The sequence below is a fragment of the Olsenella sp. An293 genome (assembly GCF_002159495.1).
In the GTDB taxonomy this organism is placed as follows: Bacteria; Actinomycetota; Coriobacteriia; order Coriobacteriales; family Atopobiaceae; genus Thermophilibacter.
The window spans coordinates 30055-53980 of the sequence record NZ_NFIT01000007.1; the positions used below are offsets into that span (position 1 = coordinate 30055).

The following is a 23926-nucleotide window of genomic DNA, read 5'->3' on the forward strand; positions in this document are numbered from 1 at the left end:
GCCTACAACGCGGAATCTGGCGGCCTGAAGCCACGCCTCAGAGCCCCCTCCCGCACAAAACGCAGGTCAGGATTCCGGAGCGGGCTCGGGGCCGCCCACCGCGAGCTTGTTCACGCGCCGGTCGTAGGTGAGAAGCCCGTTGGTCTCCTCCTCGACGTCGCTGAGCTGCGTGTAGACGTAGCCGGCAAGGCCCGCCCCGCGCAGCGCGAGCGCCTGGTCGAGAAGACGCGTCACCTCGCGCGAGAACGCCTCGCCGTCCTTTGCCGTGTCGTAGCCGTACGCGGTCCGCAGGCTCACGTGGTCCGGGACCGACCAGCTCACGCCGCCAAACTCGGAGATCACGAAGGCGCGCGGCCGAGCCGCGACGTCGCGCCAGACCTCGAGGGGCCGGAAGTAGTTGTGCACGCCGCGGACGTCACCGCAGCAGCGGTCGTACCAGCCGCTCGCCGCGCAGACCAGCCGCGTGGAGTCCATCGCGCGCACGTCGTCGCAGGCCGCGCGCGAGTCGAACTGGCCCCAGCCCTCGTTGAAGAGCGTCCAGCCCACCACGCAGGGATGGCCGCCCAGCAGCGCGACCGTCCCCGCGCAGGCCTCGCGCCACTCGCGGCGATAGCCCGGGTCGTCGGCGGAGAGCCGGCGCGCGGCGCGGGTGCCCTCGTCGGTCGTGAGCCCCCAGCTCGCACGCAGCAGCGTGGGCTTGTAGCTCGTCTGCCAGGCGCCGTACGCGCCCCCGCCCGAGACCATGTCCTGCCACACGAGCATGCCCAGGCGGTCGCAGAGCGCGTAGAAGCGACGCGACTCCACCTTGACGTGCGCGCGCAGCATGTTGAAGCCCATCTCGCGGGCGGCGAGGATGTCGTGGGCGAAGGCGGCCTCGGAGGGCGCCGTCATGAGGCCGTCCGGCCAGTAGCCCTGGTCGAGCACGCCGCGCAGGAAGAGCGTCTTGCCGTTGAGGCGCACGCGCGGCACGCCGGCCTCGTCCGCGGCGACCTCGACGGTGCGAAAGCCGCAGTAGCTGCGCACGCGGTCCGCCCCAAAGGAGAGCTCGACGTCGTAGAGGTGCGGGTCGCTGGGACGCCACAGGTGCGGGTCGGGCACCGCGAGCACAAGGCGTGCCTCGTGCCCCGGGGCGGCGCGCGCCGTGGCGCAGGCAACCATGCGACCCTCGTCGAGCAGCCGGGCCTCCAGCACGCCCGCGCCCTCGACGCCCACGGTCAGGACGAGCCGGCCCTCCTCGGGGCGCGGGTCCAGGCTCAGAGAGCTCACGCGGGCCGCGGGGACGACCTCGTACCACACGTCCTGCCAGATGCCGCTCTGGGCGGTGTACCAGATGCCGCCGCGCTCCAGGCGCTGCTTGCCGCGCAGCTGCGCGCCTGCGTCGCTCGGGTCAAAGACGCAGAGGGCGAGCTGGTTGGCCCCCGCCCGCAGCGCGCTGGTCACGTCGGCGCAGAAGGGCAGGTAGCCGCCCACGTGCTCGCAGACGGGCACGCCGTTGACAAAGACCTGGCAGGCCCAGTCCACGGCCTCGAAGTGCAGCAGCAGCCGCTCGTCGGCGGAGAGCGCCGGCGCCTCGAAGGAGCGGCGGTACCAGAGCAGCTCGCTCGGCTGGAGCTGGCGCCCCACGCCGGAGAGCGGCGCCTCGGGCGAGAAGGGCACGCGGATGGGCTGCCAGCCGCCGTAGGGCGGCGTGGCGCGCCGCCACGCGGTCGCAGCGTCGTGGGCAAAGACGAACGCGCACTCCCAGGCGCCGTTCAGCGAGGTCCATGCGTCGCGCGCCAGCTGGGGGCTCGGGTGCGAGGCAGGCGGCAGGTCCTTCTCGCCCGCCGCGATCTTCTCGCCCCACGGGGTGAGCATCGTCCGCAGCGCGGTGTGCTCCGGCTTTCTGGGCTTGCTCTTGAGCACGCGCTTGATGTCCAGCATGGCTCACCTCCCTGCACGACGCTGACGTCAAGGTTGACACTGACGTCTGACGACAATGTCAAGGTTGACAATGACGTCTGACGACAATGTCAATGATACGTAAAACGGGGACACCGCGCCGGGAGCCCCGGCCGACCCCCCGGATGCGCCGGCCGAGAAGGACGCGGGGCCGAGAAGAGCCTCGACCCCGCGCCCGCTAGGACTTCTTCTTGGTGCCGCGTCGAGCGCCGCCGGCGCGACCGCGGCCGCGCGCCCCCCGAGCGGCCTCCTTCTTCTCGCGGCCGGGGCAGCTCATGTTGGGGCAGAGCTTCCAGGGGCCGCGGGCGGTGGTCACCACGACCATCGGGGCGCCGCAGTCCGGGCAGGTCTCCCCGGTGGCCTCGAGCTTACCGCGGGCGGGCAGCGGGTAGCTCGTCCCGCACTCCTCGTAGTTGGTGCAGCGGATGAAGCGCTTGCCGCTCTTCTCGGACTTGTGGGCCACCAGGCGCCCCTCGCGGCCGGCCTGCGCGCACGCGGGGCAGGCGCCCACGTCCACGTCGGGCTCGCGGTTGGTGGGGCAGGCGGGGTTGATGCAGGTCTCGTACGCGCGGCTGCGGAACGGCTGCACCTTCACGCGGGGCGCCCCACACTCCGGGCACACGGCCGCCTCGCCCTCGAGCGCGGAGATCTTGCCCTGGGGCAGCGGGTAGGTGACGTCGCACTCCGGCCAGCCCATGCAGCCGGCGAAGCTGCCGCGCGTCTTGGCAGAGGTCTTGACCACGAGGTCGCGACCGCACTTGGGGCAGACGCCGATCTTGGCGTCGGCCGTGACGGCGTCGGCGATGGAGTCGGAGAGGTCGTCGACGTGCTCCACGAGCGCGTCCATGAGGTCGGCGAGCAGCGCGCGGGAGTGGTTGACCACCTGCTCCTGGCTGCTCTTGCCGTCGGCGACCTGCGTCATGTCGTCCTCGAGCTCGGCGGTCATGTCGGCCGAGGTGATGCGCGGCGCGTAGGTGTGAAGCGCGTCGATGATCGCCATGCCGAGCTGGCTGGGCTCGACCGGGTCGTTCTTGAAGTACTTGCGCTCGTAGAGCGTGTCGATGATGCTCGCGCGCGTGGACTTGGTGCCAAGACCGCGCTTCTCCATCTCCTGGATGAGCTTGCCCTGGCTGTAGCGGGCGGGCGGCTCGGTCTGCTTGGCGAGCAGCTCCATGTCGGAGACGCTCACGACGTCGCCCTCGGCCAGCGCCGGGAGCTGGTCGTCCTTCTTGAGGCCGTAGGGGTAGACCGCGCGGAAGCCCGGGGTCACGAGCACGCTGCCGCTCACCGTGAACGGCTCGCCGGAGACGTCGATGGTGACCTTGGTCCCCTCGATCGTGGCGGGGCCCATGAGCGTGGCGAGGAAGCGCCGCGCGATGAGGTTGTAGAGTTTCCACGCCGCGGGCTGCAGGCGCTCGGGGTCGGCGGCCGCCGTGGGATAGATCGGCGGGTGGTCGGTCGACTCCTCCTTGCCGCGCGTGGCCGTGAGCTTGGGCTGGGCGAGAAGCGCCTGGCAGGTGCCGGCGTACTGCGGGACCTTGGAGAGCGTGCGCACGCAGTCGCGCAGGTCGAGCGAGCTCGGGTAGACGGTGTTGTCCACGCGCGGGTACGAGATGAGGCCGTCCATGTAGAGGCTCTCGGCGAGGCGCATCGTGCGCGCCGGGGAGATGCCCTCCGCGGCGGCCGCGGCCTGCAGGCTCGTGGTGTTGAACGGCGCGGGCGGGCGCTGGGTGCGGCTCTTGCGCTCGACGGCCGTGACGCGGCCCTCGGTGGCGTCGGCGACGTGCGCGAAGGCCGCGTCGGCGGCGGCCTTCTCCCAGAAGCGGCCGGTCGCGTGGGCGATGCGGAAGGAGCCCGCGGCGTCGCCGTCCTTCTCGCCCTGGCCCTGGATGACCCAGTAGTCCTCGGGCTTGAAGGTGAGCCGCTCGCGCTCGCGCTCGACCACCAGGGCGAGCGTGGGGGTCTGCACGCGGCCGGCGGAGCGCACGTTGCCAAGGCCGCTCCAGCGCGCCGCCGTGAGGTAGCGCGTGAGGACGGCGCCCCAGATCAAATCGATGTACTGGCGCGACTCGCCGGCGTCGGCGAGGTCCTGGTCAAGCTCGACGAGGTTGGCAAAGGCGTGGTCGATCTCGGCCTTGGTGAAGGCGGAGTAGCGGGCGCGCGAGACGGGGACCCCGGGCGCGACCTCGCGGATCTGGCGCAGGGCGTCCGAGCCGATGAGCTCGCCCTCGCGGTCGAAGTCGGTGCCGATGACCACGCTGTCGGCCTTCTTGGCGAGGTTCTTGAGGGCGCGGATGATCTCCTTCTCTGCGGGGAGCTTCTCGATGGGCGCCCACACCAGGTACGGGAGGCTCGCGATCTTCCAGCCCTTGAGGTCGATGCCGTTGGAGAGATAGGGCTTGCGCTTGGACTTGTAGGGAGGTCGGGCGAGCCCGTCGGGCACGTCGGCGGGCAGCAGCTCGCCGTCGGCGGTGAGGCCCTGCCAGCCGTTTGCGTCGTCAAAGGTCAGCTGGACCGGGAAGTCCACCTTGAGGATGTGGCCGCGCAGGCCGATCGTGACGTTTTCCTCTCCGCCCACGCGGAAGCGGTAGACCGGCGTGTTGTAGACCTTGTCGGCCGTCGGCTTGCCGGACTCGGAGAGCAGGCGCGCGATCTGCTGCGCCGCGTCGTTTTTCTCGGTGACGATCAGCCTCACGACATCACCTGCCTAGAGACGGTCGAGGTCACGCTGCTCGTAGTCCTCGCGGCCCCACTTGAGGGCGGCCTTGCCGTCGCGCGCGATGATGATGTAGCGGGCGACGGCCAGCGCGGCCTCGTACAGGGCGATAAGAACCGCGAACATCAGGACCATCGTGATCGGCGAGGCGTCGGGCGTCACGACGGCCGAGAGCACCATCAGGGCCACGTAGACGGTCCTCCACTGCGAGCGGAAGGTGCGGTACGGCACCAGGTGGAAGATCGACAGGTAGAAGATCACGAGCGGCAGCTGGAAGGCCAGGCCAAAGCCAATCTCGAGCAGCATGTAGATGTTGAGGTAGTCCTCGGCGTCGGCCATGGACTGCGCGAACTCGAAGGTCTGGTCGAGGAGCCACCCAAAGGCTGCCGGCTGGATGATGAAGTAGCAGAAGATCATGCCCAGGAAGAACAGGGCGACCATCGCGCCCACCGTGGGCACGACCCACTTGCGCTCGTTGGGCTTGAGGGCCGGCAGGAAAAACGCCATGATCTGCCAGATGATGATCGGCGAGCACACGATCACCGAGAAGAACAGCGACACCTTGAAGCGGATGGTGAAGCCGCCGAGCGCGGAGAAGACGTAGAGGTCGCCGCCGCGCATGGCGGAGCGGATCTGGTCAATCATCATCTCGATGAGCGTCGGCGTGGCCATGTAGACGACCAGCGCGCCCACGATGACGGCGACCACGATGATCGTGATGCGACGCCTGAGCTCGCCCAGGTGATCCATGATGGGCATGCGTGCGGGTCCGATCGGCATCGCTTAGGCCTCCTTCTCGTCGTCGGGGGTGGCGCCGTCGCCGGCGGGGACAGCCCCGCCCGCTCCACGCTCGGCGCTTTGCGCCTCGCTCGCTTCGCGAGTCGCGGCGGGGCTGTCCTCGCCGGAGACGGTGCTCTCCGAACGTGAGGGGCGCTTCATCGAGTAGAGGTCGGCCGCGCTCGGCTTGCTGGCGACGGGTTTGGACTGAGAGTCGTCTGCGCCTGCGGCGGGGACGGCGTTGGTGGTCGGGGCGCTCCCGACGGCGTCCGTGACGTCGTCGTCGGAGTCGGGGTCGAGGGTGGCGGTGACGGCATCGGCGGTCGCGGCGGTCTTCTCGGCCTCAGCGGCGGCGGCCTCGGCGGCGGCTGCGGCGGCCTCGGCGTCGCGGGCGGCCTTCTCGGCGGCGAGGCGCTTCTTGCGCTCGGCGAAGGTCTCCGTGCGGCGCGGCCTGGGGGCGTCCTCGCCCTCGGCGAGCTCGAGGTCGGCGTCCTCGTCGAGCTCGGCGGCGCGGTTGCGGTTGGGCTTGCCGGCGCTGGCGTTCATCGCCTCGGCGGCCGGGTCGAGCACCTCGCTCTGGACGACCTGCGTGAAGCCCTCCTGCGCGTGCTTGAACTGGCGCAGGGCGCGGCCGATGGTCCGGCCCATGCCCGGGAGCTTGTCCGGCCCAAAGATCAGGAACGCGAACAGCAGGATGAGGAAGAGCTCAGTTCCTCCGATGCCAAACAAGTTCTTCTCCTCCCCTGCCCTAGCGGGCGTCTTCCTCGCCGATGTTGAGCTCGGAGGTGACCCCGAGCATGCCAAACACGCGAGCGACGTTTCTCTGCGGGCGCGCGACCTCAAGACGCACGCCCTTCTCGGCGGCGCGATGGGCTGCGCCCACCAGCACGCCGATGCCGGTCGAGTCGATGTAGGGGACCTCGGCGAGGTCGACCACGAGGTCGGTCTCGCCCGCGGAAAGGCCCTCGTCGAGCGTCGAGCGCAGCTGGTCGGCGTTGGAGACGTCGACCTCGCCCGCGACGCGGACGGTGCGGCGCGCGCCGTCGATGGTGGTGTCTACCGTAAGGCTCATGTGTCCTCCTCTGGGACGCGGGCTAGTCGTTGCTTGCGTCGCCCGCGGCTTCGTCGTCGGTGGTGGTGGCGTCGGCACTGGCGTCGTCGTCAGTAGCGGCGTCTTCGTCGGCACCGGCGTCGTCGGTGCCCTGGAGCTGCTCGAGGCGCCCCTCGGAGACGCTCTTCACGCCCGCCTCGTCGTCCGGGTCGAGCTCGATCGCCTTCTCGTAGGCGGCGATGGCGTCCTCGGTCTTGCCCTGGCTCTCGTAGACGGCGCCGAGGCCCTGCCAGCCGGCCGCGTAGTCGGGGAACGTGGTCGTGGTCTCCTGCAGCGCCGTTGCGGCGTCGTCGGTCCTGCCCTCGTAGAACAGGCAGAGCGCACGGTTCACGCGAACCTCGGGCGCGTCCTCGATCTCGAGGGCGCGGTCGTAGTAGCCGATGGCCTTCTCGAGCAGCTCGACGCCATGCGTGGTGTCGGCGTCGTCGGTCGCCAGCATGAGCACACCGGAGCCCCACGAGTAGCAGTACTGCCCCAGCGAGACGAGCGTGTCGAGGTCGTCGGGGCTCTCCTCGAGCTTGGCCTCGAGGTCGGCGACGACGTCCTGGTAGGTCTCGTCCATCGTCTCGGCGGTGAGCTCCTGGTTCTGCTCCTCGTACTGCTGGCTCTGGACGACCGAGGCGAGCGCGCCTGCCAGCGTCGAGCCGGCGAAGATCACGATGAAGATGATGATGACGATCTTCTGGAAGCGGGTGAGCTCGCCGGCCTTGCGCTGGGGCTTGGACGCGCCCTTGCCCTTCTCGGCAGCCTTCTTCTGCTTGGCCCCGCCCTTGTTGGAACCCGCCATCTCGTCGATCTCCTCACGTCTCGTTTCCTCGGGCAGACGCCCGTAAGTTTTAAGCATACGTCATTGGCTCCCCCTCGCGAAGGGAGAAGCCCATGAGCGACGACAATACCAGAACTCCGTGGCGCCGTCGTGTCACATCTGACGAGTGCCCGTCCCCAGCGCCGCGGCGGCGAGGGGATGCGCCTGCCGGCCCTAGGCGCGCGCGGCCTTGGCGAGACGCGCCGCCACGAGCTTGACCGCCACGACGAAGACGTCGAGCGCCTGGCCAAGCTCCTCGAGCGAGGGGTAGGTCGGGGCGATGCGGATGTTGGTGTCGCGCGGGTCGCGGCCGTAGGGCCAGGGCGCGCCGGCGCCGGTCAGCGTGACGCCGAGCTCCTTGGCCAGCGCCACGATCGCCTTGGCCGAGCCGTCCGGGCCCTCGAAGCTCACGAAATAGCCGCCCTTGGGGTGGGTCCAGCTGGCCACGCCCAGGTCGCCGAGACCGGCCTCGAGCTTCTCCTCCACCAGGGCGAAGCGCGGAGCCACCACGGCCGCGTGCTTGTTCATGTGCTCCGCCACGCCCGCGGCGTCCTTCAGGAACTTGACGTGCGCGAGCTGGGAGACCTTCTCCGGGGAGACGCGCATGGCCGAGAACGCGCGGCGCAGCTCAGCCATGTCCGCCGGGCTCGCGGTGACCCACGCCATGCCGGAGCTGGGGAAGGTGACCTTGGCCGTGGAGGCGAACTCGTAGACGAGGTTCTTCTCGCCACCCTGCTCGGCGAGGGCGTCGAAGATGTTGAGCAGGGAGTCGCCCTCGCCGGCAAAGGTGTGGACGGCGTAGGCGTTGTCCCAGAAGATGCGGAAGTCCGGCGCGGCGGGGCGCAGCGCGGCGAAGGTGCGCACGACCTCGTCGGAGTAGGTCACGCCGGTGGGGTTGGCGTACTTGGGCACGCACCAGATGCCCTTGACCTGCGGGTCGCCCTCGACCAGCTCGCGGACGACGTCCATGTCCGGGCCGTCCTCGCGCATGGGCACCGGCACGTTCTCGATGCCAAAGCTCTCCGTCACGGTGAAGTGGCGGTCGTAGCCGGGGGCGGGGCAGAGGAACTTGACCGTGCCCTGGCGGCACCACGGCTCGCAGCCGGCGATACCGTGGACGTAGCCGTTGAGCACGCAGTCGTACATGAGGTTGAGGCTCGAGGAGCCAATGACGCTCACGTTGGCGGGGTCGACGCCGAGCAGCTCCGCGGCGAGGGCGCGCGCAGAGGGCAGGCCGTCGGGGTCGCCGTAGTTGTCGACCGAGGAGCCGCCGTCGTGGAGGTCGGTCTCGCTGGTCACGAGGTCGAGCATGGGCTTGGAGAGCGCCGTCTGCTCGGGGCTCGGCTTGCCGCGGGCCATGTCGAGCTTGAGGTCGAGGGCGCGCAGGTCGTCGGCCTGGCGCTCGAGGTCGGCGAGGGCGGCGTCGAGCTCGGCGTCGGTCATCTTCTGGAACGCGTTGGGCATGATGTCCTCCTTCGTTGGTCTCGCATAGTATAGATGCAAGGCCCGCCGAGGCTGCTACCATGTTCCAGACGAAAACGAACGCTTACAGGAGACGCGGGAGAAGGACGGGGAGGCGCGCATGTTCAACACGGACTTCCGCTCGGAGGACTACGGCGAGCTGCAGCGCGTGGTCAACGCCGTCTTTGCACCGGGCGTCTCCTCACGGGCCACCGCGACAAAGCTCGACGTCGTGGCACGCGCGGAGATCTTTGACCTGTGCGAGGACCTCCGCGAGGTCGTCGAGGCCCTTCCCTCGCGCACCTACACCCGCCAGCGCCTCTGCGATCAGCTCAACTCGATTCTCATCGCCCACGGCTGGGGCAGCGTCTACGGAACGGTGGAGTAGCCCCAAGACCGCCGGCCCGCCAGCGACTCTTCCCATGGTTGTTGGCGACTTTCGGCCCATACGACACGGCCCGCCCGCCCCGCTCGCCAGCATCTCTTCCCATGGCTGTCGGCGACTTTCGGCAGACACGACTGCGCCCCGGGTCTTCTCGCCCAGCGATTTTTGCGCGCAGCGCAATGAGCTGGGGAGAAGACCCGGGGCGTCTACAGGTGCGTCAGACGAGCGCGACTTACTCCTCGTCGAGGGCAGCCACGATCTCGTCGGTCATGTCCATGGTGTGGTAGACGTTCTGGACGTCCTCCAGCTCGTCGAGACGGTCGACGAGACGCTGGACCTTCTTGGCGTCGGCCACGGAGACCTGGGTCGGGGTCGTGGGGACCATGGTGAGCTCGGAGCCCTTGACCTCGATACCCTGCTCCTCGAGGGACTTCTGGACGTCCTGCATCTTGTCGTAGGCGGTCCAGACGATCCACTCCTCGCCGGCGTCCTCGTAGTCCTCGCCGCCGGCCTCGGCAACGGCCATCATGAACTCGTCCTCGTCGACGGCGTTCTCCTTGTCGGCGACCTTCTTGTCCTCGGACTTGATGATCTTCTCGACGGCGATGGAGCCCTTGCGCTCGAACTGGAACGCGACGGAGCCGGAGGTGCCGAGCGAGCCGCCGGAGTGGGAGAAGGCGGAGCGGACGTCGGCCGCGGTGCGGTTCTTGTTGTCGGTCAGGCAGTCGACGTAGACGGCCACGCCGGCGGGGCCGTAGCCCTCGTAGGTGATCTCGGCGTAGTTGGCGGCGTCAGAGCCGGAGCCAAAGGCCTTGTCGATGGCGGCCTTGATCTTGGCGTTGGGCATGGAGACCATGCGGGCGCGGGCAACGGCGGCCGCGAGGGTGGCGTTGTTGTCCGGGTTGGGGTCGCCGCCGAGCTTGGCCGCAACGGTGATGTTGCGGGAGAGCTTGGAGAAGAGCGACGAGCGCTTGGCGTCGATGGCGGCCTTCTTGTGCTTGGTGGTTGCCCACTTAGAGTGTCCGGACATGTACATCTCCTTCTTGCCCCGCGGCGGCTGCCCCCGTCGGCGAGGCCCTCGACGATGATTCGTGGCATGAAACATGCCTACGATAGCCAAGTGACGTTAGGTTGTAAAGGGTGGCTTGGGCGAGTCCGCGCAGCGTCCACGCCTCAGGCCGCAAGGCTTGGCGCAACGGGCGCCCTTCGGCACGCGTCCCTGCAAAACCAGGCTTCAATCCATTTTCCTCGGGCGCCGCGAACAAAAGTCGCCTTCGATCCATGGCATTTGGGGCGATTCGCGACGCGGCGGCGCGCGTCGCGAAGCGTTTTCCCAGTTGGCGAAAAAGTGACGTTTGTCAAACTCGCCAATCGGCTCAAAAATCCATGGATCGTAGGGCGGTTTTGTTTTTTGCGCCCGCGAAATATGGATCGGAGACTGATTTTGCAGGGGCCGGGCTGCGGGATGCCTCAGAGGTCGTACTTGGCCACCACACGCCTGATCGCGCGGCCCCAGGGCAGCCAGATCGCGGCGAGGAAGGCAGCCGTGGCCACGCCGTGCGTGACGTCGAGCGGAAGGCTTGCCGCGCAGGCGGCGAGCACCGCAGGCCAGGTGAGGGGCTGGACGTAGCCGAGCACGTGATAGCCGTTCAGGATGAGGCCATAGACCAGGCCGGAGAGAAGGCCCCAGCCGTAGAGCGCCGGCGAGCGTGAGAGCAGGCCTCGCTCGCCCAGAACGCCTCCGACGTATCCCACGAGGCCCCAGGCATACATCTGCCAGGGCGTCCACGGCCCCTGCCCGAAGAAGAAGTTGGAGAGCAGCGCGGCGAGCGCGCCCACCACAAAGCCGCTGCGCCGCCCGAGGGCGGCCCCCGCAACGATCGCGATGGCGGAGACCGGCTTGACGTCGGGAAGCGGCGCGAAGAGCGCGCGGCCCGCGGCGGCGAGCGCGGCGAGCACGGCGGTGGGCATGAGCTGGCGAAGCGCCGGGCGGGAGGCCTCGTAGCCGGCAAGCATGAGGGCCAGGGCGAGCGCGACCATCACGAGCGTGATGCCCGCCGAGGCCGAAACCCCCGCCGCGGCGAGGGCGGCCATCGCCGCCGGCACCGCCACGAGCGCCGGCACCTCGGCGGCGCGGATGAGGCCGGCGAGCGGCCGGCGCGTTTGCTTCTGGGCGTTCATGGGTACCAGTTTGCCATAGGGGCTCCGCCGGGCCGACGACGTTTGAGGAGGACACCATGCTGTACATCGGAAACTTCAGCTACAACGACGACTCCGACAGCAAGGACAACTACTGCCTCATGCCCTGCGTCGTGGAGGCCGAGAACGCCGACGAGGCCATGGAGAAATTCGCCGACCACTTCCAGGTCATCCGCAAGAACTCCGACCTGCTCGACGGCGCGCACGAGATCTTCCTCGACTCCCTCTGCGAGCTCGAGGGCACTCCGTCGGAGCCGGTGATCTGCCAGTGGCAGAAGATCGTCCCCGCCCTGGACGGCCTGTGCAGCATCACGAGCGCCCTGCCCGTGGTCGACGAGGACAACGACTTCGCCAACGCCTACGGCTGGGGCGAGGAGGACGACGAGGACGAGCACGGCCACTACGACGACCTGGACGACATCGACGAGGACGCCATGGCCGAAAGCGAGCCGTTCCTCCTGTTCTAGCCAATCAGCGGAAGACCCACGAGTTGGCGAAGTACTCGTCGGTGGGCTCGGTCACGGCGATGCCGCCGTCAAACATGAGCGAGACACGGTCGGCCACGGCACGGACGAAGCCCATGTCATGCGTGGCAAGCAGGACCGTCGCGCCGTCGTCTCGCGCCTCGGCCAGACGTCGCGCGACCCGTTCGCGCTCGGCGCGGTCGAGCCCCTTGGTCGGCTCGTCCAGAAGCAGCAGGCGTGGGCGCACGAGCAGCAGCTTCTCGAGCGCGAGCAGCTGCTGCTGGCCTCCGGAGAGGTCGTAGGGGTGCCGCTCGGCGGCGCCCGCGAGGCCAAGGCGCTCCAGGGCGGCGCCGACCTCCGCCCGCCCGTAGCCCCCGGCTCGCGACCACGCCATGAGCTCGCCCTCCACGGTCTCGCCTGAGAGCAGCGCCTTGGGCGACTGCGGCAGGAGGGCCTGGGAGGCGGCGAGCTCGTTGCGCGCGTGGCCGCGAGCGGGCCTCGTCACGCCGGCGAGCAGCGTGAGCAGCGTCGACTTCCCGCAGCCGTTTGACCCCACGACGGCGCGGACCTCGCCCTCCCCCACCGCGAGGTCGAGCTCGCGCAGGACCCAGCGGGCGTCGCGGCCATAGCGGTACCAGACGTCTTCCGCGAGCAGCACGTCCTTCTCCGCGGCGCGCCAAAAGGCCGCGCGAGCCCCCGCGTCCAGGGGAGCCCCCTTCGCCAGATCGGCGAGCGACGCCGGGCGCACGGAACCCTCCACCAGCTCAAACGCGCACGTGGCATAGTCGGCCATCGCCGCGGGCGCATGCGTGGCAACCACCACGGTGACGCCGAGCTCGCGGTTTGCCCGGAAGAGCAGCGAGAGGAAGCTCTTCTCGGCAAGGGGGTCGAGCATGCTCGTGGGCTCGTCGAGCAGCAGCAGCCGCGGGCGCATCGCGAGCGCCGAGGCCAGGGCGAGCACCTGTCGCTGACCACCCGAGAGCTCCGCGGTGCGCGCGTGAAACCACGGCTCGATGCCTAGGAAGTTGCAGGTCTCCGCCACGCGGCGGCGCATCTCCGCCTCCGGGACGCCCAGGTTCTCCAGACCAAACGCGAGCTCGTGCCACACGGTGTCGCAGACGATCTGGGCATCCGGGCTCTGGAAGACGTGGCCCACGGCGCGCGCAGAGGCCTGCGGACCGAGCTCGCGCGCGTCCGTGCGGAAGACGCGCACGGAGCCGCCGAGCTCGCCCGCCGGCGCGATCTCTGGCTTGGCGAGGCGCAAAAGCGTCGACTTTCCTGATCCCGTGGCGCCCACGAGCAGGGCAAACGCTCCCTCGGGCACCTCGAGCGAGGCGTCGAGAAGAACGGGCGACGCCGCGCCCGCATACGAGAAGAACACGTGGTCGAACTCAAGCGCGCTCATGAGACCCCCTCTCGCGACGGCCGGCCATCGCGGACAGGCTCGGCAGCAAGACGAGCGCGAGCCACGGCGCATACGCCCACCAGGGGCCGAGCTCGCCCAGCGTGGGATAGAAGCGCCAGCTCGCGCACAGCCGCCACGCGCATGCCGTGCAGGCGACGAGCAGCCCCGCGGTTGCCGCGAGCGCCGCCGCGTCGCGCCCGCGCAGATGCTCCGGGCGATAGCTCGTGCGCGGGCGGCCCGACTCCCAGCCGCGGGCCCGCATGGCGTCCGCGCGCTCGACCGAGTCCTCGAGCGACCAGGCGAGCAGCATCGTCGAGGTGCGCGTGAGCTCCTCGCGCAGGCCCGGGCGCGAGCCGGCGGCCGTGCAGGCGGCGACGGTCGCGCGCACCGTCCGCGCGCGGCCCAGCATCTGCGGCACGAGTTGGGAGGCCATCGAGACCACGAGCGGAAGCGTCCGCGTCCTGCGCCCCGAGAGCGAGAGCAGCCGGTCCTGGGTCAGCGCCGTCGCGGCGCCCTGAAACCACAGCACCGTCGCCACGAGCAGGGCCCCCATCGTCGCGCCGTAGACGAGGCTCTCCGCGTAGACGCTGCGCGGGCCCACCTTGAGAAGCAGCGTGGACCCCGACGCCGAGAAAAACGGGTTGAGCACGCACACGAGCGCGAGGAGCGGCAGCTGCCAGGCAAGCCCCCGCACCGTCGCGCGCACGCCGCGCGCGAGCAGCGAGAACGCGACCGCACCGGCGAGCGACAACGCCACGAGCACAGGCTGGACCGCCAGCATCGTGAGCAGGGCCGTCCCCGCGAAGAGGGCCGCGGGGACGGCCGCGTGCCAGGAGTCGAAGGGTGTGGGACGCTCGGGCGCCACGTTCTTCTCGCCTTCCCGCAGGGCTACTCGGTGAACTCGGTCACGTAGGTCCAGGTGATGGCGTCACCGTCCGCGACCTCGAGCTGGGAGCAGCCGACCTCGGCCATCTCGCCGTTGACCTCGAACATCCAGCCGCTCATGTCGCCGAAGTCCCCGCCGGCAAGGCCGTTGATGCCAGCCACGTACATGCCGTAGTCCGAGTCGGACGCGTTGACGTCCGCGCCGGTCGCGACCAGCGCGTCGTAGACCGTGGAGCCCTCCGGGACGTCGACGTCGACGGTGGTGGACTCGCCCTCGCCGGCCGTCGCGTCGATGGTCACGCTCACGGCGACCGTGGCCTGCTGCTCCTGGCCGACGTCTGCGGTCGCGTCATCGCCGGTCGCAGCCGGAGTGCCGCCGCAGGCGGCGACGGCCAGCGCGAGCGCGAAGGCCGCAGCACCCGCGACGAGCCTCGTGAGCAGGCTCTTCTCGGTGCGGTTCTTCTTGGCAAGGTTGTGCTGGGACATGGTGCCTCGCTCTCTCCCTGGGTCCAGGGCGACGGGAGGGCAAGGCGGGACGGGCGGCCGGGCGGTCGCCGCCTCAAGACACAGCCGTGTGCTGATCCGGAGTCAAACCGGAGCCGTTTTCAACATGACGTGGCAGCTGCTCGAGCCGTGCCCTCTATTCAAATGGAACCCCCAGTGTAGCAGTCTGTTAGTTGGGGACTGTCCCCAATTCGCAGAAGCTCGGGGCGCATGAGGTCGGCCAGCCGGCGGAAGCCCTCCTCGTTCAGGTGCAGGCCGTCGGCGTAGAGCTCGGCGCGCGTGCGGCCACGCTCGTCGAGAAACGCATCGAAGACGTCGAGGAAGCGCACGCGGGCGTCGCGGATGAGCTCGCGCTCCTGGCCCAAGATCATGCGCAGGAGGTCGTTGCTGCGCACGCACGGCTTGGCACGGTAGCCGTCGACCTCCTCAACGCACGGCAGCGGGCTCCACAGCAGCACGCAAGCCTCCGGCAGGTTGCCGAGCACGAGGTCGACGAGGTCGCGCACGTTGCGGGCCACGTCGCGCGGGCTCGCCATGACGGTGTTGCCCAGGTCGTTGGTGCCCGCCATCAGCACGACCAGGCGCGGACGGCGCTTGATGGCCGCCTCGTCGGCGAGCCACAGCAGCTCCTCGGAGACCGCGCCCGCCACGCCGCAGTTCTGGACGCCCGGCAGCTCCGGAAAGAGCCGCTCCACGGGAAAGAGCTGCGTCAGCGAGTCGCCGTAGAAGACGACGCCGCCCGGCTCCGCGGACTCTGTGCCGCGCACGATCTCGAGCATACGCTCCAACTGCGGGCGGCGCAGCTGGAAGAAGTGCGGATTGTAGGCCATATTCTCGCGCACGCTTTTCTCCGTTCCCGCTTAGAACCGTCTGTAAATTGGGGACTGTCCCCAATTAACAGGCCAACCGAGGGCGCTGTCAACCATACGCCGTCGGGCGAGAAGGACGCGCGCGTTCAGGCTGCCGCCAGCAATGCGGGGATGTCGTGACGCCCGCCCGTGGGCCCGATATGCGGGTATACGGCTACCATTTGCCCTCCGCCCCGCCGGGCGCCGTCGAATCGAGGCCTCATGCACCGCCGTCCCCGCGCGCTTCTCGCCGTCCTTCTCGCCTTCGTCCTCGCATTTGCGCCGCTCACGGCCCGTGCCGGCGCCATAGCGAAGCTCACGGACCCCGACACCTCCGCGCGCTGGGAGGAGGTCTTCGGGTCAGGCGCCGGCACCTACTCCACCGAGCAGGCGGGTCGCATCTGGGCCGACAAGTCCGTCTATGGCAGCGCCGACGAGGCGCGCGCCGCCAGCCTGCCCGTGAAGATCGACGTCGCCGACCACGGCTTTGTCGTGGGACTCTCGACGCTCTCGTCCGCCGCGTCGGTGCGGCAGGAGGGCGGGCCCGCCCACGACGTGGTCTTTGTGGTGAGCACCAACCGGCTTCTCGAGGACATGACCTACGGGGGACGGCCTCAGGCAAACTACCTCGTCGACGCGCTCAACGCGGCGATCGCGCGCCTCATGGCCGAAAACGACGACGCCGCCGTGCCCACGCGCGTGGGCGTCATTGGCTATGACTCCCAGGTCGTGACCCTGATGCCGCTCGATACCTACGAGCCGGACGCCGAGGGCCGCTACCTCGCATATGAAAACGGCGCGCTCGCGGTCACGGCCAGCGCGGCAAGCGGCGCCCAGACGGCGTCCGCGCCGCTCGGCAACGGCTCCTACCTGCAGCGGGCCGTGAGCGAGGCGGGCTTGGAGCTGGCGGACGCCGCCGACGACCCGGGCTCGGAGGCACGCCTGCCCGCGCTCTGCGTGATGGGGCGCTCGACCCCGCCCATGGCAAGCGTCGACTACGCGAACCCGCCCGCCTATGACGGCAGCCCGGACGGCTTTCTGGGCTCGCTGCCCGGCAGCCGCGAGAACGGCTACGGCACGGACGCCCTTCTCGCCACGATGCTCACCATGCGCGAGGCCGTGTCGCGCGTGAACGCCGCCTGGGGAGCGGGCCGCGAGCTCACGTTCTTCTCCACCGGGCTGGACACGAGCGACGCGGCGGCCTACCTGCTGGAGACCGCCCACGAGCAGGCGCATCACTCGCTCGTGACCTCGGGATTCAACCTGAACGACAACCTCGCCGCGGCCGCTCGGGCCTTCGAGGCCGCCTCAGCGGCGGGCGAGAAGGACGTGACGCTCTCGCTCTACGGCTCCGGGAGCTACGGCATCGTGCCGGAGGACGTGACGCTGGCGACCTCGCCGGGCCTGCTCGACGCCGACGACCCCGCGCAGCTGAGCGTCGTCGACGACTACCTCTCCGCGCACAGCGCCGCCGCGCTCTCGTGGGCCTTTGGGACCGTGGTCGACCGGTGCCTGGGCATCGTCTACACCGCGCCGGCCTCCGGCGGGCCCGGCGACGAGCGCCCGGGCGGCAGCCGCGTCACCGTCTCCGACGCGGTGGGCGCCGGCATGGAGGTCACGCGCGTGGGCGGCATCGTGTACGGCGACCGGCTGCTCGACGGCGCGCTCGCCGCACAGGCGGTGAAGATCAGCCTGGATGACCCGGGCCACATCGAGGCCACGCACGAGTTCGGCTACCTCGTGGAGGCCATGAACGCGCGCTACGACCTAGGCTATGCCGTCTACGACCTCTTCTATGACGCGCTGCAGGACGGCCAGTTCTCCTACACCGACGACGCGACGTTCTCCAACCACGCGAGCTGGTACGTCGACACCGAGCACGAGATGGTGCCGCTCGACGGCCAGCCGTTTGCCTTTGCGACGCAGGCCGAGGTCGACGCCGTGGCGGACGGCCGCTGGCAGGAGCGCGCACCGGAGGACGTGCGGGCCAAGATCGAGGCCGCGCAGGCGGCCGGCGCGACGGCCGTGTGCGAGACGTACTTCTACATCGGCAACCTGCCCAACCAGTACACCGGCGGCGACGTCACCCTGTACGACTTTGTGGTGATGGTCGAGACGGACCTCTCCTCCGGACGTCAGACGCTTCTGCTCTCTGTGCCCGTGGAGGCGGTTCCCGCGCGCCGCGTCGACGTGAGCGTGGCTGCCGACGGCTCGGCGACGATGGCGCTCGACGGCGGGCAGGACGTGTCCCCGCTGCGGTTTGCCTACGAGGTCGCGCCGACTCCGGACGTGGAGGCGCTGCTCGAGCGCATGGACGCGGGCGAGCTCGTGAGCGACGAGGAGCTCGCGGCGGCGACGGGCGAGCCGGTCGTCGGCGGGACGGACGGGCGGCGACTGCTCTTCGCGAGCGCGTTTTCCGGGACGGGAGCGGACGCGCAGGCCGGGACCGTGGCGAGCGCGTGGACGGCGCAGACCAACTCCTACTACGCGTTCTCGCGCGACACGCCCCTCTACGTGCGCGGGGCGAGCGGATACGAGCCCCTGACGGAGCTGCCCGAGGCCGGCGGGACCTACTACTTCCAGCGGACCGCCTACACGGCGGAGCTGCCCTCGGCAGACGCCGTGGCTGCCGCGACGTCCGAGCAGCAGTGGGTGCCCTACGTCGTGGCGCTCGACGCGAGCCAGATCGACGCCCGCTTTGTGGTGCGCGACGGCCAGTGCGTGGCGCTCGCGGGGACCCCGCGCTACGTGCGGCCCGTCGAGCTGGGCACGCTCGAGAAGGATCCCAACGCCACGGGCAGCGCGCCCTACGCGGAGCGTCTCGGCGTGACCGACGTCGAGGGCGGCGGCGTGCGCCTGGCGTCGCGCCTGGGCAACAACGGCGCGCTCGTGCTGCCGTCGGGGACCGAGGAGCCGCCGGTGGTCGACCCGGATCCGGAGCCCGAGCCCGAGCCGGAGCCGGGGCCTACACCGGACCCGGAGCCCGAGCCCGAGCCCGATCCCGAGCCGACTCCGAATCCAGATCCTGATCCCGAGCCCGACCCGACTCCCGAGCCTGCGCCGGATCCCGAGCCCGATCCCACACCAGACCCGGGCCCGATGCCAAACCCCACGCCCGATCCCGAGCCCACACCGGACCCCAAACCGGACGTCACCCCCGACCAGGCCCCCGAGGAGCGGCCGTCCAACAGCCAGCAGGACTCCGACCACGCGTCCGACGAGCTCCCCTCCACCGGTGACGCCTCGACCGGCCCCGTCGTTCTTCTCGGCACGGTCTTGACCGGCGCGGCCATCACAACCGTTGCCCTGGCCATCCGCCGGCGCGCCTAGGCCCGTGTACTTTGGCCGACCATGCACACCCGTCGTTTTGAGCCGATGGCAACGTTAACAATGACGGGTGTGCATGGTGGCCCATCTATGGATTCGCTTGGGAGTCGGTCCGCGACCCGGATTGGGACGATATCGGCCCATGGAATACTGGATGTGGTATCAGCCCCGATCCCGAAAGGACCGACGTGCTCCTCAGCCTCATCATCATTGCAATCGGATTCGCCCTTCTTGTTTTTGGCGCCAACTTCCTCGTAGACGGCGCCTGCAACATCGCGCGCCGCCTCGGCATGCCCGACCGCGTGGCTGGCCTCACCATCGTGGCCATCGGCACCTCCCTGCCCGAGCTCGTCGTGAGCATCACCTCGGCCGCCGGCGGCCACGCCGACATGGCCTTCGGCAACGTGGTGGGCAGCTGCCTCGCCAACCTGCTGCTCATCCTCGGCCTCTCCGCCGTGATCGCGCCGGTGAGGCTCTCGCGCAGCACGCAGCGCTTCGAGATTCCGGTGAGCGTCGCGGCAACCGCGCTGCTCGCCCTCTTCGCCAACACCGACGGGCAGGTCACGCTCGTGGAGGGCATCATCTTGCTCGTGGCGTTTGCCGCCTTCGTCGTGCGCACCGCCGTCGTGGGCCTTGCCGAGGGTGCGGGTGAGCCGGACGCGGAGGCCACCGACGCCGACGCGGACCCCGTGGCCGAGCCCCTCGTCTTTCGCAGCGCGATCATGGTCGTGCTCGGCATCGCGATGCTCAAGTTTGGCGCGGACTTCGTCGTCGACAACTCCGTCGGGATCGCAAGTGCCCTGGGCATCTCCGAGCGCATCATCGGCATCACCGTGGTGGCGCTGGGCACCTGTCTGCCCGAGCTCGTGACGAGCGTGGTCGCCGCCTTCCGCGGCAACTCCGACATCGCGGTCGGCAACGTGGTGGGCTCCAACATCTCCAACCTGCTGCTCGTCATGGGCGGGCCGGCGCTCGTCGCCAACATCCCCTACGACGCCGCGTACAACCTGGACCTCGCCCTGCTCGCGGCCTTCTCGCTCGTGCTGGTGGGGTTTGCCTTCATCGGGCGCCGTCACGAGATGAGCCGTGCCAACGGCGTCGTCTTCGTGGTGCTCTACGCCGCCTACATCGCCACGTCCGTACTCAGATAAGCGTCGTATGTGAGTTGGGGACAGTCCCCAATTCACATACGCGAGCGAGCAGCCGCGCCGAAGCCGGCCTCGAGCTCGCGGATGCGCTCGTAGAGCCAGCGGTTGGTAGGCACGAGCAGGCCGTGCCTCTCAGCCAGCCGGATGACGGTGCCGGAGAACTCCTCGACCTCGGTGGGCTTCTCGTTGATGCGGTCCTGCGCCATCGACGGCATGCCCTCCGGGTCGAGCGACGCGATGAGCGCGGCCATCTGAGAGAGGTCAGCCTCCGTGACGTCCACGCCCTCGGCGCGGGCCACCGCGAGAGCCTCGCGCATGGCGGCCACGAAGCAGCGGTTCTGCTCGCTGCCGGGCTCGCTCGTGGACCCGTAGGTGCCGCCGTAGACCATGCAGACCTGGTTGATCCCGACGTTGAGCATGAGCTTCGTCCACATGCGATGGCGGATGTCCGTCTCCACCACGTACGGGATGCCCGCGCGGGCATAGAGGTCGGCGACGTCGGCGACCACGCCCGCGGCCGTCCCCGGCGCAGCGCCAAAGCGGATCTCGCCGGGATGGCTGTAGGCCATGTCCGACCCGATGAAGACGGCGTCCATGCCCTGCGCGACGGAGAGCACGGTGCGCTCCCAGCCAAAGCGCTCGGCGATGCGCTCCTCGCTCGTGACGCCGTTGACCAGCGACGCGATGGCCGTGCGCGGCCCCACAAGACGCTCCATCGTGTCCAGCGCCTCGGGCATGCCCGGCGCCTTGATCGCAAGAATCACCAGGTCGACGGGTGTGGCCTCGCTCGCGGGGACGGTGCGCACACGGCACGGCTCGCCGTTCACGGTGGGCAGCTCGCCGGCATGGCGCGCAAAGCGGGCGTCGTCCATCACGTACTCGACGGCCTGTGGCCCGAGGTTCTTCTCGATGAGGCTGCCGTAGAGCAGGCCCACCGCTCCCCTGCCGAGAATCGCCACGCGCTCGATCGCCATGTGTCCCCCTCATCGCCGACTTCCTATATTGTAGGCGCAGAGAGCAGGGTGGGATCAAGCGCGAGGGGGAAGAACGTGGACGCAGAGACCGAACGTAGGGTGGCCGAGAACCGCGCCAACTGGGACGACCGGGCGGCGGTGCACGTGGCCTCGCCGTTTTACGAGGTGGAGCGGCTGGTTGCGGACCGGTCGTACGTCTCGCCCGTGGCGCGGCGCGACTTCGAGGTCCTGCGCCCGCACCTGGGGCCGGACGGGCTCGGGGGCCGCTCCGTGCTGCACCTGCAGTGCCACATCGGGACGGACACGCTCTGCTGGGAGCGCCTCGGGGCCGCCGAGGTCTGGGGCCTGGACTTCTCCCCCGCCTCGCTCGAGCGGGCGCGCGAAATCACGGCGCGGGCAGGCGCACGCGTCACCTTTGTCGAGGGCGACGCGCGGCGCGCCGCCGACGCCATCGACCGGCAGTTCGACGTCGTGGTCACCGGCACGGGCGCGCTCCAGTGGCTGCCCGAACTCGCGAGCTGGGCGCGGTCTATCGCGCGGCTGCTTGCGCCCGGCGGCCTTCTCGTGGTCCGCGACGACCACCCGATGCTGGGTGCCTTGCTCTACGAGTCGCTCGAGGTGCACGCCGACTACCTCTCCGGCTTCTGCGACGACTACGAGGACGACGGCAGCTACGTGCCCGGATCGGCCGGCGCCATCGCGCACACGAGCGCGCACAACTGGAGCCACGACTTCCAGGAGATCCTGGGCGTCCTGCTGGATGTCGGCCTTGCGATCGAGGACTTCCGCGAGAGCCCGTTTGCCGAGTGGCGGTCGCTCCCCTGCCTCGTCGAGACGGCCGACGGCTGGACCATGCCCGCAGGCGCGCCGCGCATCCCGCTCACGTTTGCCGTGGTGGCGCGGCGCCCGGCGTAGGCCGCACGTTCTTCTCGGCTGCGCGTTCTTCTCGGCACATCCCGCCGAGTAAGAGCTTTCTGCCAAAACAGGCCCCTCGGGAGGGCACTTTTGGCAGATTGCTCTTACTCGACGCCGTCTTGCCCGGGCGCACTCGGCGCGTCGAGCCCCGCGCGGCGGCGGAGCTCCGACACCAGGTGGTCGTTGCCGAGCACGGAGACCACAGCGTCGCCGTCAACCGGCGCGTCGATGTAGACGGCGTCCGTCGAGGCAGCCGCCACGTGCCCGGTGAACTCGTCCGGCACGACCGCGCCGGCGGAACGGCGCACGTCGCGCACGTGGTCGTACGGGATGATGGTACGGCCCCACCCAAAGACGATCTCCAGGCGGTCGCCGTAGAGCTCCACGCGGTTTCGCACCACCACGGGCCAGAGCGCGACCGCCGCAACGACGAGCACCGCCGCCGGCACCACCGCGGGCATCCCCGGCTGCAGCGCCAACACGGCGGCCGCCGCGCAGACGATGCCCGAGAGCGCCCCGTACCACGGCGCGACCTTCCCGCGAAAGACAAGCTCGGGGTTGCCCTTGTAGATGCGCATGTGCCACCGCCCTCCCCGCCGTCGTTTGATCGATACGGCCATTCTACGCGCGTGACAGACACCCCTGAGGTATCTGTCCCACTAGCGTCGGGAGCCGAGGGCGCGGCGCGCGTACTCGCGCGGCCGCCACCCCTTGAGGACCATGAGAACGAGAAAGGCTCCCGTAACCACGAGGCCCAGCACGAGCAGCGCCACTGGGAAGAGCCAGAAGCCAAAGGCCTGCCCCACCACGCCAAAGAGCGGCGCTATCGCGAGCGAGCCCACGTAGGACGCGGCCATCTGCACGCCGATGACCGACTGGGAGAGCTCGCGGCCAAAGAGGCGCGGCGTCAGATGCAGCATGTTGGGATAGAGCGGGCTGTTGCCAAAGCCCACCAGGAAGAGGCCCACGGGCGCGGCGGACGTCGGCAGCGGGGCAAGAAGGACGAGCACCGCCGCCAGGGTGATCGCCTGCCCCAGCCCCACGAGCTGCTTGCTCGAGAGCCGGTTGGCGAGCACACCGGACAGGAAGCGGCCGGCCGTCACGCCCACGTAGTAGACGGTCACCATGCCCGCGGCCTCTCCGGCGCCCATGCCGCGCGTCCCGACGAGGTAGCTCGTGCACCAGGTGTTGCAGATGCCCTCTATCGCGACGGAGGCAAGAAACACGAGGCAGGCCAGGCGCACGTCGCGCCGGCGGACCAGCCTGAGGGGGCTCTCCGTGCGGGGCTCCACGTCCTGCTCGTCCCCCTGGCGCTCGTGGACCCGGGCGACCTTGTCCCAGAGCGGCAGGATCGCAATGGTGAGCAGCGCGATCGCCGCCTGGCAGGCCGTCGCGCCGAGATAGCCCTCGCGCCACGTCCCCGCGGAAAGCGCCACGGACATGATGAACGGGCTGATGGTCACGCCCACGCCGTAGGCGCAGTGCAGGAAGTTCATGTGCGTGGCCTTGTAGTGCAGCGCCACGTAGTTGTTGAGCGCCGTGTCGATGGAGCCGGCGCCCAGCCCGAGGGGCACGGCGAGCGCGCAGAGCCACGCGATGTTGGGCGCGAGCGCAAAGCCCAGGAGTGCGAGTGCCGTGAGCGTGGTGGAGAACGCCGTCACGCGCCCGGTCCCAAAGCGGTTGATCACGGCGGCCGAGGCAAGGCTCGAGACGATGGTCCCGCAGCTGACGATCATCGTGATGACGCTGCCCATCGAGACCGGCAATCCGAGGTCGGCGTGCATGGCGGGCCACGCCGCGCCGAGGAGCGAGTCCGGGATGCCCAGGCCCACGAAGGCCACGTAGATGACGACGAGAAGAACGATGGTCATGCGGGAGCTCCCCTTCCGACTACCGGCGCTCACTGCTGGTGTGGAAACGTTTCCACCACATGGTAGCGCCGCTCTTTGGGGATGTCACCCCACATTTCCGCCGCGCTTGAGGGTATGTACACCGCCCCTTGAGGGTATGTACACCCAGCTCCAAGGTTCTTCTCGCAAATCCGCAGGTCAGCGCCACGGCCGA

21 protein-coding genes are annotated in these 23926 nt (G+C 69.7%); 5 read left to right on the forward strand and 16 right to left on the reverse strand.

Features of this window, described 5'->3' with window-relative positions; all coding sequences use genetic code 11:
• Positions 1-66 precede the first annotated feature (66 nt).
• The 7 genes from B5F85_RS05830 to B5F85_RS05860 all read right to left on the reverse strand — a co-directional run bounded on the left by B5F85_RS05830 (position 67) and on the right by B5F85_RS05860 (position 8811).
• Positions 67-1920: a sugar-binding domain-containing protein gene (locus B5F85_RS05830; RefSeq protein WP_087315312.1), complete on the reverse strand. Its 1854-nt coding sequence runs from the start codon at positions 1918-1920 to the stop codon at positions 67-69.
• 196 nt (positions 1921-2116) lie between these two features.
• Positions 2117-4633: a DNA topoisomerase I gene (locus B5F85_RS05835; RefSeq protein WP_087315315.1), complete on the reverse strand. Its 2517-nt coding sequence runs from the start codon at positions 4631-4633 to the stop codon at positions 2117-2119.
• 12 nt (positions 4634-4645) lie between these two features.
• Positions 4646-5434, reverse strand: a complete 789-nt coding sequence (tatC, locus tag B5F85_RS05840; protein ID WP_087315317.1) for a twin-arginine translocase subunit TatC — start codon at positions 5432-5434, stop codon at positions 4646-4648.
• A gap of 3 nt (positions 5435-5437) precedes the next feature.
• On the reverse strand, positions 5438-6160 hold the full coding sequence (locus B5F85_RS10955) for a twin-arginine translocase TatA/TatE family subunit (RefSeq protein WP_087315319.1): 723 nt from the start codon (positions 6158-6160) through the stop codon (positions 5438-5440).
• A gap of 19 nt (positions 6161-6179) precedes the next feature.
• Positions 6180-6503: an STAS domain-containing protein gene (locus B5F85_RS05850; protein ID WP_087315321.1), complete on the reverse strand. Its 324-nt coding sequence runs from the start codon at positions 6501-6503 to the stop codon at positions 6180-6182.
• A 22-nt stretch (positions 6504-6525) separates the two neighbouring features.
• Entirely contained in the window at positions 6526-7329 is an 804-nt protein-coding gene (locus B5F85_RS05855) for a tetratricopeptide repeat protein (protein WP_158094561.1), read from the reverse strand.
• A gap of 192 nt (positions 7330-7521) precedes the next feature.
• Positions 7522-8811, reverse strand: a complete 1290-nt coding sequence (locus tag B5F85_RS05860) for an aminotransferase class I/II-fold pyridoxal phosphate-dependent enzyme (RefSeq protein ID WP_087315325.1) — start codon at positions 8809-8811, stop codon at positions 7522-7524.
• Between the two features lie 118 nt (positions 8812-8929).
• On the opposite strand from B5F85_RS05860, the gene B5F85_RS05865 reads away from it, so the two are divergent.
• The gene (locus B5F85_RS05865; protein ID WP_087315327.1) at positions 8930-9196 is read left to right on the forward strand and encodes a hypothetical protein; all 267 of its coding nucleotides are present in this window, start codon (positions 8930-8932) and stop codon (positions 9194-9196) included.
• Positions 9197-9425: 229 nt separating this feature from the next.
• Here B5F85_RS05865 and B5F85_RS05870 read toward each other — a convergent pair whose 3' ends face one another.
• Complete coding sequence (locus B5F85_RS05870) at positions 9426-10223, reverse strand: YebC/PmpR family DNA-binding transcriptional regulator (protein WP_087315329.1); 798 nt, start codon at positions 10221-10223, stop codon at positions 9426-9428.
• 440 nt (positions 10224-10663) lie between these two features.
• Positions 10664-11374 carry an ECF transporter S component gene (locus B5F85_RS05875; RefSeq protein ID WP_087315331.1) on the reverse strand — a complete coding sequence of 237 codons (711 nt, stop codon included), beginning with the start codon at positions 11372-11374 and terminating at the stop codon, positions 10664-10666.
• Positions 11375-11430: 56 nt separating this feature from the next.
• Here B5F85_RS05875 and B5F85_RS05880 point away from each other — a divergent pair, with 56 nt between their 5' ends.
• On the forward strand, positions 11431-11859 hold the full coding sequence (locus B5F85_RS05880; protein ID WP_087315332.1) for a hypothetical protein: 429 nt from the start codon (positions 11431-11433) through the stop codon (positions 11857-11859).
• 4 nt (positions 11860-11863) lie between these two features.
• Here B5F85_RS05880 and B5F85_RS05885 read toward each other — a convergent pair whose 3' ends face one another.
• The 4 genes from B5F85_RS05885 to B5F85_RS05900 all read right to left on the reverse strand — a co-directional run bounded on the left by B5F85_RS05885 (position 11864) and on the right by B5F85_RS05900 (position 15492).
• Positions 11864-13261 carry an ATP-binding cassette domain-containing protein gene (locus B5F85_RS05885; RefSeq protein ID WP_087315334.1) on the reverse strand — a complete coding sequence of 466 codons (1398 nt, stop codon included), beginning with the start codon at positions 13259-13261 and terminating at the stop codon, positions 11864-11866.
• On the reverse strand, positions 13248-14126 hold the full coding sequence (locus tag B5F85_RS05890; RefSeq protein WP_087315335.1) for an energy-coupling factor transporter transmembrane component T: 879 nt from the start codon (positions 14124-14126) through the stop codon (positions 13248-13250). Before B5F85_RS05890 ends, B5F85_RS05885 begins: the two co-directional genes overlap by 14 nt.
• Before the next feature lie 23 nt (positions 14127-14149).
• Positions 14150-14632, reverse strand: a complete 483-nt coding sequence (locus B5F85_RS05895; protein WP_087315337.1) for a DUF4430 domain-containing protein — start codon at positions 14630-14632, stop codon at positions 14150-14152.
• Positions 14633-14790: 158 nt separating this feature from the next.
• Complete coding sequence (locus B5F85_RS05900) at positions 14791-15492, reverse strand: GDSL-type esterase/lipase family protein (protein WP_087315339.1); 702 nt, start codon at positions 15490-15492, stop codon at positions 14791-14793.
• A gap of 228 nt (positions 15493-15720) precedes the next feature.
• Between B5F85_RS05900 and B5F85_RS10655 the strand changes: the two genes are divergently transcribed.
• Together B5F85_RS10655 and B5F85_RS05910 are read left to right on the forward strand one after the other, a co-directional pair.
• Positions 15721-18828 carry a hypothetical protein gene (locus tag B5F85_RS10655; RefSeq protein ID WP_158094562.1) on the forward strand — a complete coding sequence of 1036 codons (3108 nt, stop codon included), beginning with the start codon at positions 15721-15723 and terminating at the stop codon, positions 18826-18828.
• 185 nt (positions 18829-19013) lie between these two features.
• A complete protein-coding gene (locus B5F85_RS05910; protein ID WP_087315341.1) occupies positions 19014-19976 on the forward strand; it encodes a calcium/sodium antiporter in 963 nt (320 codons plus the stop codon).
• A 32-nt stretch (positions 19977-20008) separates the two neighbouring features.
• On the opposite strand, the gene B5F85_RS05915 is transcribed toward B5F85_RS05910, so the two are convergent.
• On the reverse strand, positions 20009-20947 hold the full coding sequence (locus B5F85_RS05915) for a 2-dehydropantoate 2-reductase (RefSeq protein WP_087315342.1): 939 nt from the start codon (positions 20945-20947) through the stop codon (positions 20009-20011).
• Between the two features lie 75 nt (positions 20948-21022).
• Between B5F85_RS05915 and B5F85_RS05920 the strand changes: the two genes are divergently transcribed.
• Entirely contained in the window at positions 21023-21862 is an 840-nt protein-coding gene (locus B5F85_RS05920) for a class I SAM-dependent methyltransferase (RefSeq protein ID WP_087315344.1), read from the forward strand.
• A gap of 104 nt (positions 21863-21966) precedes the next feature.
• On the opposite strand, the gene B5F85_RS05925 is transcribed toward B5F85_RS05920, so the two are convergent.
• Together B5F85_RS05925 and B5F85_RS05930 are read right to left on the reverse strand one after the other, a co-directional pair.
• A complete protein-coding gene (locus B5F85_RS05925; RefSeq protein WP_087315345.1) occupies positions 21967-22440 on the reverse strand; it encodes a hypothetical protein in 474 nt (157 codons plus the stop codon).
• An 81-nt stretch (positions 22441-22521) separates the two neighbouring features.
• The gene (locus tag B5F85_RS05930; RefSeq protein ID WP_087315347.1) at positions 22522-23733 is read right to left on the reverse strand and encodes an MFS transporter; all 1212 of its coding nucleotides are present in this window, start codon (positions 23731-23733) and stop codon (positions 22522-22524) included.
• Positions 23734-23926 lie beyond the last annotated feature (193 nt).